Genomic DNA, 13,458 nt, shown 5'->3' with positions numbered 1-13,458 from the left:
GGCCGCCACCGCGCGGTGGATGCGCTCGGCGGTGCGCGCGGTGGTGCGTGCGGCGATACGGCAGTACGCGATTCGAAGCGCTTCGATGCTGGCGGGGCACCGGGCCGGGTGTCAAGGAGCTGAACGGCAGACAACCGCTCGGACCCCTGAACTGCCTGTATCCAGGTCGCTTCCGGTGCTTCGGTGTTTCTTCGCCCCGACCCTTGCGCGGTATGACCCTCGCACTTAATCTCGGCGCAACATCGAAGCGCTTCGACCGACCTGCCCGACCGGCGGGGCCGCACGCCGGCCGTTCGCCCCGTCCGTCCCGCCGATGCGCCGCCACGAAGGGTTGCCGCCATGTCCCAGACCACCAGCCCCAGCCGGAGAACCTTCCTCGCCTCGACGGCCGTCGCCGCCGCGGCGGTGGGCGGTGTACCGCTGCTGTCGGCGTGCTCCTCCGAGGGCGGCGGCAACCGGAACGAGGGCACGACGACGAAGAAGGACGCGGCGAAGATCCTCCCGACGTACGTCGCCTCCAAGGTCGTCGAGCCCGACATCCCCGGCGAGAACGGCTCGCGCCCCGGCTTCACCGGCAAGGCCGAGCCGTACGACGCGCTGCCCGCCTCCGTCCCCGGGAAGATGGGCAGGGGCGGCGAGATCGCGATCATGAGCCCGCTGTGGGGCACCCCGCCGAAGAAGGACTGCGCCTACTACCGGGCCGTCGACGAGGCCATCGGCGTGAAGGTCGACTGGCAGACCCAGGACGGCAACACCTACGGCGAGAAGCTCGGCGCCGTCCTCGCCTCCAGCGGCATCCCCGACATGGTGGTGATCCCCAGCTGGGAGATGCAGGGCAAGATCCCCAGCGCCATCGACAGCCGCTTCGCCGACCTCGGCCCGTACCTGTCGGGCGACGAGGTGAAGAAGTACCCCAACCTCGCCGCGATCCCCACCGCCGCCTGGCAGATGTCCATCTTCGGCGGGAAGCTGAAGGGCCTGCCCATCCCCGCCGGCGCGGTCGACATCATCATCCCCTACTACCGCCAGGACGTCTTCGAGGACAAGGGCTGGGAGGTGCCCACCAGCCCGCAGGAGTTCACGGACCTCGCCAAGGAGATCACCGCGCCGAAGTCCAAGGTGTGGGCCTGCGAGGACATGAAGTGGACGGCGTTCAACATCTTCGGCGTGCTGCCGGAGAAGCCGTACTGCTGGCAGTGGCAGGGCGAGAAGCTCGTCCACCGCATCGAGACGGACAACTACCTCGAGGCGCTGGAGTGGACCCGCAAGCTCTACGCCGCGGGCGTCGTCCACCCCGACGCCAGGACCGGCCAGGGCGACGCCGGCACCCGCTTCACCGCCGGCCAGTCGATGATCACGAACGACGGCAACGCCAAGTGGTACGGCTGGACCTTCGAGCAGAGCGAGCAGAACCCCGGCTTCCGTGTCCAGGGCATGGACATCTTCGGCCACGACGGCGGGGACCCGCAGCTCTACTTCGCCAACCCGGCCGGCATCTGGGCCTTCATCAACCGCAAGGCGTCCAAGGAGACGGTCCAGGAGTGCCTGGCGATCGCCAACTTCGCCGCCGCCCCCTACGGGACGAAGGAGAACCGCCTGGTCAGGTACGGAGTGGAGGGCACCCACCACACGCTGAAGGACGGTGTGCCCACCAAGACCGGGCAGGGCGTCACCGAGGTCCAGGACACCTACTTCTTCACCGCCAGCGCCGAGGCCGTCGCCGCCTTCCCCGACCACCCGCAGGTCGTGCGGGACTGGTGCGGCTGGCAGCAGCGGATGGGCGCCTTCATGAAGAAGCCGCTGCTGTACGGGATGCAGGTCCGCGAACCCAACCGCTGGGCCAACCTGAGCGACCAGTTCGAGGACCTGGAGAACGACGTGGTGCGCGGCCGCAAGAAGGTCTCCGACGTGCAGAAGGCCGTCGAGGACTGGCGCCGGGCCGGCGGCGACGACCTGCGCGACTGGTACCGGAAGCTGATCGAGGACGCCGGCGAGTCCGCCGCCTGACGCACCCGCGCACACAGGCCCCCGGCCCGGCGGTGCGGCGCCCACCGCGGCGCACCGCACCGCCGGACCGGGGCCGGAACGACGCTGACGAGGAGAGTCCCGTGTCCCACAGCACGGCCCCGGGCGAGGCACCGGCCGGCGGCACCGGTCCTACGGGGATGGCCCCGGCACCCCACCTGGCACCGGTCGCCCCGGCCGACTCGCCCACCGCGGACGGGAGCCCGCCGCACGGACGCGGGAGCGGCGAGGACGGCGGAGACGGCGGAGGCGGGGGCCGCGGGAAGCCCAAGGCATCCCCGCCCCCCGGCGGCATCACCTGGCGGCACCGGCTGCGCCGCGACCGGGCCCTGGTCCTGATGACGCTGCCCGCCCTGCTGCTGGTCCTGGTCTTCGCCTACGTACCGCTGCTGGGCAACGCCGTGGCCTTCAAGGAGTTCGACCCCTACGTCGGCGAGTCCTTCACCGAGTCCTTCACCCTCAGCCCCTGGATCGGCGGCGAGAACTTCCAGCGGATGTGGGAGGACCCCTACTTCTGGTCGGCCGTCGAGAACACCCTGGTGATCTTCCTCATCCAGCTGGTGTTCTTCTTCCCCGTCCCGATCCTGCTGGCGCTGCTGATCAACAGCATCATCAGCCCCCGGGTGCGCGCCTGGGCGCAGGGCGTGCTGTACCTGCCGCACTTCTTCTCCTGGGTACTGGTCATCACCGTCTTCCAGCAGATCCTCGGCGGCGCCGGGATCATCGCCCAGAGCATGCGGGAGAACGGCTGGGACGGCGGCTTCGACCTGATGACCGACCCGGGCTTCTTCAAGTTCCTGGTCACCTTCCAGGCCATCTGGAAGGACGCGGGCTGGGGCATCATCGTCTTCCTCGCCGCGCTGGCCGCCGTCAACCACGAGCTGTACGAGGCCGCCGCCGCGGACGGCGCGGGCCGGTGGCGGCGGATGTGGCACGTCACCCTGCCCGCGCTGCGCCCGGTGATCGCCCTGCTGCTGGTGCTGCGCGTCGGCGACGCCCTCACCGTCGGATTCGAGCAGATACTCCTGCAGCGCACGGCGGTGGGCACCGGCGCGGCCGAGGTCCTGGACACCTACGTGTGGAACGTCGGCCTGGAGAACGGCGACTTCGGCTATGCGGCGGCCGTCGGCATCGTCAAGGGCGTCTTCGGCCTCTGCCTGGTGCTGGCCGCCAACAAGACCGCCCATCTGCTGGGCGAGCAGGGGGTGTACAAGAAGTGAGCGTGCTGACCGAGGACCGCGAGCGGGAGGGTGCCGGCGCCCGGATGCGCCCGGCCTGGGAGGAGCCCCCCAGCCGAGCCGGCACCGCCGCCAAGGGCGCGGTACTGGCCGTGGCCTGCCTGGCGATCCTCTTCCCGCTGTGGATCGTGGTCGTCACCAGTCTGTCGTCGGCCGAGACCATCCGCCAGGCCGGCGGCCTGGTGGTGGTGCCCGACGGCATCACCTTCGAGGCCTACCGCGAACTGCTCTCCGGCGGCCAGGTCACCCGGGCCACCGTCATCAGCGTCTGCGTCACCGTCGTCGGCACGCTGTTCAGCATGGCCGTCTCGGTGCTGTGCGCCTACGGTCTCTCCCGTCCGGGCTCCTTCGGCCACCGGCCGATGCTGATGACGCTGCTGGCCACGATGTTCTTCGGCGCCGGGCTGATCCCCACCTACCTGCTGGTGCAGTCCCTCGGCCTGATCGACACCTACGCCTCGCTGATCCTGCCCAGTGCCGTGAGCGTGTTCAACATCCTGGTGCTGCGGGCGTTCTTCATGAACACCGCGCCGGAACTGATCGACAGCGCCCGCATCGACGGCGCCGGGGAGTTCCGCATCCTGTGGCAGATCGTGATGCCGTTGTCGAAACCGGTGCTGGCGGTCATCTCGCTGTTCTACGCGGTCGGCTACTGGAGCGCCTGGTTCAACGCCTCCATCTACCTCAACGACCAGACCAAGATGCCGCTCCAGGTGGTGCTCAACCAGATCGTCCTCAAGGGCGAGCGCCCCACGGGCATGTCCCAGATCATCAACACCGGCCAGATCCACACCCTCTCGGTGCAGATGGCCGTCATGGTGCTGGCCCTGGTGCCGGTCGCCGTGCTCTCGCCCTTCGTCCAGAAGCACTTCAAGAAGGGCATGCTCATCGGCGCCGTCAAGGGCTGACCGGCCGGACCCGCCCCCGGCACCACCGCCGTTCCAGACCGACCGCCGCCGCGCACGGGCGGCCGCGGCGCCCGCTACGGAAGGCCCCTCTGTGACCCCTTCGCCCAGGCCCACCCTCGCCGACGTCACCCGCGGCCGGATCCTCTACGGCGGCGACTACAACCCCGAGCAGTGGCCCGAGTCCGTCTGGCACGAGGACGTCGCGCTGATGCGGGAGGCGGGCGTCAACCTCGCCACCGTCGGCGTCTTCTCCTGGGCCCGCCTCGAACCCCGCCCGGGCGAACGCGACTTCGGCTGGCTCGACCGCGTCCTGGACCTCCTCCACGCAGGCGGGATCGGCGTCTGCCTGGCCACCCCCACCGCCTCGCCGCCTCCCTGGATGGGCGCCCGCCACCCCGAGACCCTGCCGCGCGACGAGACGGGCGCGGTGATCTGGTACGGCTCGCGCAACCACTTCTGCGCCTCCTCGCCCGTCTACCGCGACCACGCCCTGGGCATCACCACCGACCTCGCCGACCGCTACGGCGACCACCCCGCCCTGCGGCTGTGGCACGTGAACAACGAGTACGGCACCGCCTGCCGGTGCGACACCACCGCAGCCCACTTCCGCCGCTGGCTGCGCGACCGCTACGGAAGCCTGGACGCACTCAACGACGCCTGGGGAACGGCCTTCTGGAGCCAGCGTTACGGCGACTGGGAGGAGATCATCCCGCCGCGACGCGCCCAGTACATGGTCAACCCCACCCAGGAGTTGGACTTCCGCCGCTTCACCAGCGACGCCCTGCTGGAGTGCTTCACCGCCGAACGCGACGCCCTGGTGGAGCGCACCCCGCACATCCCCGTCACCACCAACTTCATGCCCCTGTTCGTAGGCCAGGACGGCTGGGCGTGGGCGGAGCGCGAGGACGTGGTCTCCGTCGACATCTACCCCGACCCCGCCGACCCGGAGGGAGACGACGGCGCGGCATGGGGAGCGCTGGTGCAGGACCTCACCCGCTCCCAGGCGCGCGGGCCCTGGCTGCTCATGGAGCAGGCCGCGGGCCCGGTCAACTGGCGCGGCGTCAACCACCCCAGGCCCGAGGGCCTGACACGGCTGTGGTCACTGCAGGCCGTGGCACGCGGCGCGGACGGGATCTGCTTCTTCCAGTGGCGCCAGTCCAGGCAGGGCAGCGAGAAGTTCCACTCCGGGATGCTGCCCCACGCCGGACCGCGCAGCCGCACCTTCCGCCAGGTGCGCGAACTGGGCGCGGACCTGGGGCGCCTGGGCCGGATCACCGGCGAGCCCGTGACCGCGCGGGCGGCCGTACTGCACGACTGGAACGCCTGGTGGGCGACCCTCTCCGCCGGCCGTCCCTCCGACCTCCTCACCTACGAGCGGCCGCTGCGCGCCTGGCACCGCGCCCTGTGGGAGTCCCACCTGACCTGCGACCTCGCCCACCCCGAGAGCGATCTGGACGGCTACGCCCTGGTGGTGGTGCCGCACCTGTACCTGCTCACCGACGCGGCCCTGGACAACCTCGCCGCCCATGTGCGCGGCGGCGGCACCCTGGTGTGCGGCTTCTTCACCGGCGTCGCCGACACCGACGACCGGGTGCGCGAGGGCGGCGTGGACGCCCGGCTGCGGGCGGTGCTGGGCATCGGCACCGTGCACGAGTGGTGGCCGCTGGGAGAGGGCGAGACCCAGCCGCTCGCCTCCACCGGGGACGTCGCCGGGGAGGGCGCCACCGGCACCCTGTGGCGCGAGGACTTCGAGACGGACGGCGCCGAGACCGTAGCCGTCTACCGGGGCGGCGAACTCGACGGCCGTCCCGCGATCACCCGCCACAACCACGGCGAGGGCACCGCCTGGTACCTGTCCACCCTCCCCGACCCCGCCGCGCTGCGCGCCCTGCTGTCCCGCGCGGCCGACGGAGCGGGGGTGCGGCCCCCGCTTCCCGGACTGCCCGCGGGCGTGGAGGCCGTACGCCGCGGCGCCTGGCTGTTCCTCCTCAACCACCGGCGCGAGCCGGCCACCGTCCCCCTGCCCGCCCCGGCGACCGACGAGCTCACCGGGCGGCGGCACGAGCACGGAATCACGCTCGGCCGCCACGGCGCCGCCGTCCTGCGCGAGGACCCGCCCGCGCCGGGGAGCGGCCCCTGAACAACCATCCGCACGACCCACCCGTCCCCCCCACGACACGCCAGGAAGGCCCCCACCATGAGCGATCTCATGCCCTCCCGCCGCCACGGGTGCCGCACCGCCCTCACCGCCCGCACCACCCGCACAGCCAGGATCGGAACCGCCGTCGCGGCGGCGCTGGCCGTCGCCGCGTCCCTGACCGCGGCCTCCACCGCCTCGGCGGCCCCGTCGCCCCGGGCGCCGGGCAAGGCCTCCGCGAAGGCATCCGCGGGCACCTGCGACGCCTTCGGGACGATCCCGATGGGCAAGTACTACGTCAACAACAACCTCTGGGGCCAGGACTCCGGCCAGGGATGGCAGTGCGCCTGGGACACCCACCGCAGCGGCGACACCATCGGCTGGGGCACCGAGTGGCAGTGGTCCGGGGTGTCGCACGAGGTGAAGTCCTTCACCAGCGCCGTCCTGGGCTGGCACTGGGGCTGGCAGTCGGACGCCACCGAGCTGCCGGTGAGGCTCTCCGACAACCGGCCCGTGCGCACCTCGTGGCGGTACGCCGTCAGCCCCGACCCCGGCACCATGAACGTCGCCTACGACCTGTGGCTGCACGACAGGGTCGCCGAGGGCTGGGAGGACCAGCCCACCGACGAGGTCATGATCTGGACCTACCGCTCCGGCGGCGCGGGCCCCCTGGGCCAGAAGACCGGCACCGTGAACATCGGCGGCGCCACCTGGGACCTCTACCAGGGCGACATCGGCTGGAAGGTCCACTCCTTCGTGCGGACCTCCAACACCACCTCCGTCGCCCTGGACCTCAACGACTTCCTCAGGGCCCTCCAGCAGCGCGGCTCGGTGAGCCCCGCCAAGTACCTCTCCAGCGTCCAGGCGGGCACCGAGGTGTTCACCGGCGCCGGGCGCCTGGACACCTCGTCCTACTCCGTCGACGTCGGCTGACGACCCCCGCCCATCCCCGGGAGACGGACGGCGCCGGCGGATCGCGTCCGCCGGCGCCGTCCGCGCGGCACCCGCCGCCCGCCGCCTCAGTCCTCCCGCACCGGAAGCCGCGCGCCGTCCCGCAGGAACAGCGGGATCCGCTCCAGCGGCGCGGGCACGGTGACCGGCCCGCCGCCGGGGTACCTCTCGCCCGTCCAGGCGTCCGTCCACTCCGCCCCGGCCGGCAGGTGCACGGTGCGCTCCCGGGCGCCGGCCTCCAGCACGGGCGCCACCAGCAGGTCGGGCCCGAACAGGTAGGCGTCGTCCACCTCCCACGCGGCCGGGTCGCCGGGGAACTCCAGGAACAGCGGGCGCATCGGCGGCAGCCCCTCGGTGTGCGCGGCGCGCATCTGCTCCAGCACGTACGGCCTGAGCCGTTCGCGCAGCCGCAGGTAGGCCTCCAGGATCTCCCCGGCCTCCTGGCCGTAGGACCACACCTCGTTGGGGCCGCCGGTCATGTCCGGGCCCAGCGGCATGCCGGGATCGCGGAAGCCGTGCAGCCGCATCAGCGGGGAGAGCGCGCCGAACTGGAACCAGCGCACCATCACCTCGCGGTAGGCCGGGTCGTCCGGATCGCCGCCGTGGAAGCCGCCGATGTCGGTGTTCCACCACGGGATGCCCGACAGCGCGGTGTTGAGGCCGGCCGCGATCTGGCGGCGCAGGGTGGCGAAGTCGGTGCCGATGTCCCCGGACCACAGGGCGGCGCCGTAGCGCTGGGAGCCCGCCCAGGCCGACCGGTTCAGCGAGATGATCCCGGTCTCGCCCTCGGCGGCCAGGCCGTCGTGGACGGTACGGGCGTTCTCGCGCGGGTAGAGGTTGGACACCTCCAGCCCGGGGCCGGCGTGGTAGCGCAGATTGGCCGCGAAGCCCGGCTTGAGCTCCGGCTCCCCGGCGTCCAGCCAGAACGCCGTGATGCCGTACGACAGGTAGTTCTCCCGGATGCGGGACCACACGAAGTCGCGGGCGTCGGGGTTGGTGGCGTCGTAGAAGGCGACCTGGACCGGCTCGGCCACCCCCTTGTCCGGCCAGTCGGCGTGCGCCATCGGCCCGTACTCGGTGCCGATGAACAGGCCCTGCTGCTCCATCGGCCGGTGGTTCTCGCTCAGCGGCGAGACCGACGGCCACACCGAGACCACCAGCTTCACACCCAGCTCGTCCAGCTCCTTGACCATGGCGGCCGGGTCGGGCCACTCGGCCGGGTCGAACCGCCACTCGCCCAGATGCGTCCAGTGGAAGAAGTCGCAGACGATCGCCGACAGCGGCAGCCCGCGCCGCTTGTACTCCCGCGCGACCGACAGCAGTTCGTCCTGGGTGCGGTAGCGCAGCTTGCACTGCCAGAAACCGGCCGCCCACTCCGGCAGCATCGGGGTGCGGCCGGTGGCGGCCGAGTAGCGGCGCTGGGCGCCGGCCGGGTCGCCGGCGGTGATCCAGTAGTCGATCTGGCGGGCGGAGTCGGCGACCCAGCGGGTGCCGTTGTGCGCCAGCTCCACCCGTCCGACGGCCGGGTTGTTCCACAGCAGGGTGTAGCCGCGCGAGGAGGTCAGCACGGGGATGGAGACCTCGGCGTTGCGCTGGACGAGGTCGACCACCGCGCCCTTCTGGTCCAGCAGCCCGTGCTGGTGCTGGCCCAGCCCGTACAGCCGCTCGCCCTCGTAGGCGGCGAAGCGCTGCTCCAGGCGGTGGTATCCGTTGCCGGTGGCGGTGTGCAGCCGGGAGCCGGGCCACCAGAAGTGGGCGCGGTCCTCGGACAGCAGCTCGGCGCCGTCGCCGGTGCGCACGAAGCGGAGCATGCCGTCGGCGCTCACCACGGCGGTGATCGCTCCGCAGGTCACCCGGGCGTGGTCGTCCTCGATCCGGATGTCCGGCCCGGACCCGTCGGGCGGCGGATCGGCCAGGAGCGCGCCGGGCAGTCCGTCCAGGACCGGACCGCCCAGCCGGGCGCGGACCCGTACGGCGTCCGGGCCCCAGGGCTCGACGCGTACGGTCTCCTGCCGCCCGCGCCACTCCAGCGCGCCGTCGCGCGTACGGAAGGTGCCGCGGGTGGGGGAGGACTGGGCCAGTGAGGAGGGGGGAGGGGAGAAGGCGGGTGTGGACACGGGGCTCCTGAGGGGCTCGTCGGTGTGCGGACCGGTCGGGCGGAAAGAGCGGGGAGCGGTGGGCGTTGAGCGGCGAGAGCCGGGGGGAACGGCGGGTGGGGATCAGCGGGCGGCGGGGGCCGGACCGGAACTGGCCCGCACCGTCAGCCGCGGGGGCAGGAGTTCGAGGCGGTTCCCGCGCTCGCCGCGCACCCTGGCCATCACCAGCTCCACCGCGCGGCGCCCCATCTCGTGGGCGGGTATGGCCACCGAGGTCAGGCGCACGGACGCCTGGACGGCCACCTGGTCGGGGCAGATGGCGACCACCGAGACGTCCTCGGGCACGGCCCGGCCCTGCTGGCGCAGCAGGCTCAGCAGCGGGTCGATGGCGGCCTCGTTCTGCACGACGAAGCCCGTGGTGCCGGGGCGTTCGTCGAGGATGCGGGCGAGCGTCCCGGCCATCGCCGCGTAACTGCCCTCGCACGGCCGGTGCAGCAGCCGCACCCCCAGTTCGGCGGCGCGGGCGCGCAGCCCGTCGCGGGTGCGCTCGGCGAAGCCGGTGTGCCGCTCGTAGACGGCGGCCGCCTCGCCGACCACCGCGATGTCGCGGTGGCCCAGCTCGGCCAGGTGTTCCACGCACAGCGCGCCGGTGGCGGTGAAGTCCAGGTCGACGCAGGTCAGTCCGGACGGGTCGGCGGGGATGCCGATGAGCACGGCGGGGCGCCCGGTGTCGCGCAGCAGCGGCAGGCGGGCGTCGTCCAGCTCGACGTCCATCAGGATCATCGCGTCGGCCAGTCCGCTGCCCACCACCCGCCGTACCGCCTCCGGTCCCTCCTCGCCGGTCAGCAGCAGCACGTCGTGGTCGTGGGCGCGGGCGGTGGTGGCGACGGCCAGGGCGATCTCCATCATCACCGGCACGTACATGTCGGTGCGCAGCGGCATCATCAGGGCGATGATGTTGGACCTGCTGCTGGCCAGCGCCCGCGCACCGGCGTTGGGGTGGTACCCCAGCTCGCGGATGCTCTGCTCGACGCGTTCGCGGGTGGCGGCGGAGATGGAACGCTTTCCGCTGAGGACGTAGCTCACGGTGCTGGCGGAGACTCCGGCGTGCCGGGCGACCTCGGCGAGGGTGACCATGGGCTCTCCAGGGCGGTGCGGGAAGCGGCTGAGGTGAAGCGCTTCGACAGGGAATCTGCGGACCGACCCTAAACCCGACCTGACCGCCTGTCCAGATGCTCTGCGAAGGGTTGTCGAAGCGCTTCAACAAGTGGTCGCATACGGGTGCACCGCACCCCGGAAACGGTACGTACCGTGCACAACGGGTACACGCATCGCGCAGTACCCGGCAGTAGTGCTCGATGGCGCCCCGGCAGTGCGAGGTGAACCGCGATGACAGTCTCCGAACGCGAAGCGCGACAGGTGGCCGAGGCCGCGAGGGAGCAGGACTGGCGCAAGCCGAGCTTCGCCAGGGAGCTGTTCCTCGGCCGCTTCCGCCTCGACCTGATCCACCCCCACCCCCGGCCCGCGGACGCCGACGCCCGGCGCGGCGAGGAGTTCCTCGCCAGGCTCCGGGCCTTCTGCGAGGCGGAGATCGACGGCCCGCGCATCGACCGCGAGGGCATGGTCCCCGACGAGGTCGTCAAGGGACTCAAGGAACTCGGCGCGCTCGGCATGAAGATCGACCCCGAGTACGGCGGCCTGGGCCTGAGCCAGCTCCACTACAACCGCGCCCTGGCCCTGGCCGGATCGGCCAGCCCCGCCGTCGGCGCGCTGCTGTCGGCGCACCAGTCGATCGGCGTGCCCCAGCCGCTGAAGATGTTCGGCACCGAGGAGCAGAAGAAGGCGTTCCTGCCGCGCTGCGCCCGCGGTGAGATCTCGGCCTTCCTGCTCACCGAACCGGACGTCGGCTCCGACCCGGCCCGCCTGGCCACCACCGCCGTACCCGACGGCGACTCCTACGTCCTGGACGGCGTGAAGCTGTGGACCACCAACGGCGTCGTCGCCGACCTGCTGGTGGTCATGGCCCGCGTACCGGCCTCGGAGGGCCACCGGGGCGGCATCACCGCCTTCGTCGTCGAGGCCGACTCCGAGGGCATCACCGTGGAGAACCGCAACGCCTTCATGGGCCTGCGCGGCATCGAGAACGGCGTCACCCGCTTCCACCGCGTCCGCGTCCCGGCCGCCAACCGGATCGGCCCCGAGGGCGCCGGGCTGAAGATCGCGCTGACCACCCTCAACACCGGCCGCCTCTCCCTGCCCGCGATGTGCGCGGGGGCGGGCAAGTGGTGCCTGAAGATCGCCCGCGAGTGGTCCGCGGCCCGCGAGCAGTGGGGCAAGCCGATCGCGTACCACGAGGCCGTCGGAAGCAAGATCTCCTTCATCGCCGCGACCACCTTCGCCCTGGAGGCCGTCCTCGACCTCGCCTCCCAGATGGCCGACGACGACCGCAACGACATCCGCATCGAGGCCGCCCTCGCCAAGCTCTACGGCTCGGAGATGGCGTACGAGATGGCCGACGAACTGGTCCAGATCCGCGGAGGGCGCGGCTTCGAGACCGCCGACTCCCTCGCCGCCCGCGGCGAGCGCGGCGTGCCGGCCGAGCAGATGCTGCGCGACCTGCGTATCAACCGCATCTTCGAGGGCTCCACCGAGATCATGCACCTGCTCATCGCCCGCGAGGCCGTCGACGCCCACCTGTCGGTCGCGGGCGACCTGGTCGACCCCGACAAGACCCTCACCGACAAGGGCCGCGCGGCCGTCCGCGCCGGCGGCTTCTACGCCCGCTGGCTGCCCAAACTGATCGCCGGGCACGGGCAACTGCCCACCTCCTACCGCGAGTTCCACCCCGGCGGCCATCCCGACCTGGCCGTCCACCTGCGCTACGTCGAACGCGCCTCCCGCCGCCTGGCCCGCGCCACCTTCCTGGGCATGTCCCGCTGGCAGGCGAAACTGGAGGGCAAACAGGGCTTCCTGGGGCGGATCGTGGACATCGGCGCCGAACTGTTCGCCATGAGCGCGGCCTGCGTGCGGGCGGAGATGCTGCGGGTCCGGGGCGAGAACGGCCGCGCCGCCTACCAGCTCGCCGACGCCTTCTGCCGCCAGGCCCGCATCCGCACCGAGGAGCTCTTCGACCGGCTGTGGGACAACACCGACGACATCGACCGCAAGGTCGTGCGCGGCGTGCTGGGCGGCGCGTACGCCTGGCTGGAGGAGGGCGTCGTCGACCCCTCCACCCCCGGCCCCTGGATCGCCCCCGCCGACCCAGGCCCCTCCACCCGCACGGACGTCCACCGCCTCATCCCCTGAGGGCGCCGCCCCCGGTTCGCCCGGCCCGCCACCGGCAGGCGGCTAGCCCGGCACGGTGAGACCCGCGGCGCGGGCCAGGACGCGGGCCGTTGTGCGGCCGGCCTCCAGGGCGTCCGCGGCGCGGGCCGGGACGCAGCGCTTCCGTGCGGGGTCGTACTCGGTCATCACCGCGCCCGCGTGGTCGGTGCCGGTCTCGGTGAGGGTGACCGGCCACCCCCACCGGCGGAGGACGGGCACGAAGTCCCGCGAGTGACGGATGTCCGCGATGCCGTCGGCGGTGCCGTGCACCAGATGGACCGGGACCGGGGCCGCGGACGTCGCAGCCAATGCGTCACGCAGGTCGCGCAGCCCCATCTCCGGGCGCTCCCACAGGTATCTGCCCGCGATCCCGGCGACCGCCGCGGGCCGCCACCCGTCCACCGGCTCGGGCCGGACCGCGACGCTCGCCGCGGCGTACGCGCCCAGCGACCAGCCGGCCAGCACGATCCGGCCGGCGTCGCCCCCCGGCTCACCGGCCCGCTCCCGGACGAAACGCACCGACGCCCGCAGATGCCCCCAGCCGCCGTCGGGTGCGTCCGGGCGCCAGTCGGGCACCACGACCGTCAGACCCAGCGATGCGGCCTGACGGGCGAGCGGCGCGAGCACGTCCCGCTCGTCCGGCCCTCTGCCGTGCCAGAGGAGGACGATGGGCGCGGCCGCCGGGGCACGGACGGGCCGGTGGATGTCCAGTAAGCGGCCGCCGGGTTCGTAGACGACGCCTTGTTCGGTGCTGACAGCGGTCTCGTTCACGCCCGGCC

General features: G+C 72.4%; 9 protein-coding genes. 6 read left to right on the top strand and 3 right to left on the bottom strand.

What is annotated here, in order from left to right; all coding sequences use genetic code 11:
* Nucleotides 1–339 precede the first annotated feature (339 nt).
* From QPK52_RS06825 to QPK52_RS06805, 5 genes are all read left to right on the top strand, one after another.
* Nucleotides 340–2,007 carry an extracellular solute-binding protein gene (locus QPK52_RS06825; protein ID WP_410536145.1) on the top strand — a complete coding sequence of 556 codons (1,668 nt, stop codon included), beginning with the start codon at nt 340–342 and terminating at the stop codon, nt 2,005–2,007.
* A gap of 101 nt (nt 2,008–2,108) precedes the next feature.
* Nucleotides 2,109–3,245, top strand: a complete 1,137-nt coding sequence (locus QPK52_RS06820) for an ABC transporter permease (RefSeq protein WP_410536143.1) — start codon at nt 2,109–2,111, stop codon at nt 3,243–3,245.
* 44 nt (nt 3,246–3,289) lie between these two features.
* Complete coding sequence (locus QPK52_RS06815) at nt 3,290–4,171, top strand: carbohydrate ABC transporter permease (protein ID WP_410540240.1); 882 nt, start codon at nt 3,290–3,292, stop codon at nt 4,169–4,171.
* A 91-nt stretch (nt 4,172–4,262) separates the two neighbouring features.
* Complete coding sequence (locus tag QPK52_RS06810; RefSeq protein ID WP_410536141.1) at nt 4,263–6,311, top strand: beta-galactosidase; 2,049 nt, start codon at nt 4,263–4,265, stop codon at nt 6,309–6,311.
* Between the two features lie 57 nt (nt 6,312–6,368).
* Complete coding sequence (locus QPK52_RS06805) at nt 6,369–7,241, top strand: GH12 family glycosyl hydrolase domain-containing protein (protein WP_410536140.1); 873 nt, start codon at nt 6,369–6,371, stop codon at nt 7,239–7,241.
* A gap of 86 nt (nt 7,242–7,327) precedes the next feature.
* On the opposite strand, the gene QPK52_RS06800 is transcribed toward QPK52_RS06805, so the two are convergent.
* Together QPK52_RS06800 and QPK52_RS06795 are read right to left on the bottom strand one after the other, a co-directional pair.
* Nucleotides 7,328–9,376 (bottom strand): TIM-barrel domain-containing protein, encoded by a 2,049-nt coding sequence (locus QPK52_RS06800; protein ID WP_410536138.1) that lies wholly within the window; start codon nt 9,374–9,376, stop codon nt 7,328–7,330.
* Nucleotides 9,377–9,478: 102 nt separating this feature from the next.
* Nucleotides 9,479–10,492 (bottom strand): LacI family DNA-binding transcriptional regulator, encoded by a 1,014-nt coding sequence (locus QPK52_RS06795; RefSeq protein WP_410536137.1) that lies wholly within the window; start codon nt 10,490–10,492, stop codon nt 9,479–9,481.
* A gap of 252 nt (nt 10,493–10,744) precedes the next feature.
* Between QPK52_RS06795 and QPK52_RS06790 the strand changes: the two genes are divergently transcribed.
* Entirely contained in the window at nt 10,745–12,661 is a 1,917-nt protein-coding gene (locus tag QPK52_RS06790; protein WP_410536135.1) for an acyl-CoA dehydrogenase family protein, read from the top strand.
* Between the two features lie 42 nt (nt 12,662–12,703).
* On the opposite strand, the gene QPK52_RS06785 is transcribed toward QPK52_RS06790, so the two are convergent.
* Complete coding sequence (locus QPK52_RS06785) at nt 12,704–13,450, bottom strand: alpha/beta hydrolase (RefSeq protein WP_410536134.1); 747 nt, start codon at nt 13,448–13,450, stop codon at nt 12,704–12,706.
* Between the last annotated feature and the right edge of the window lie 8 nt (nt 13,451–13,458).

Origin of the sequence: Streptomyces sp. KL2, from assembly GCF_046529545.1 — a bacterium.
GTDB lineage: Bacteria > Actinomycetota > Actinomycetes > Streptomycetales > Streptomycetaceae > Streptomyces > Streptomyces radiopugnans.
The sequence above is the reverse complement of the archived record's forward strand: the minus strand, read 5'-3'. Positions and strand labels throughout refer to the sequence as shown.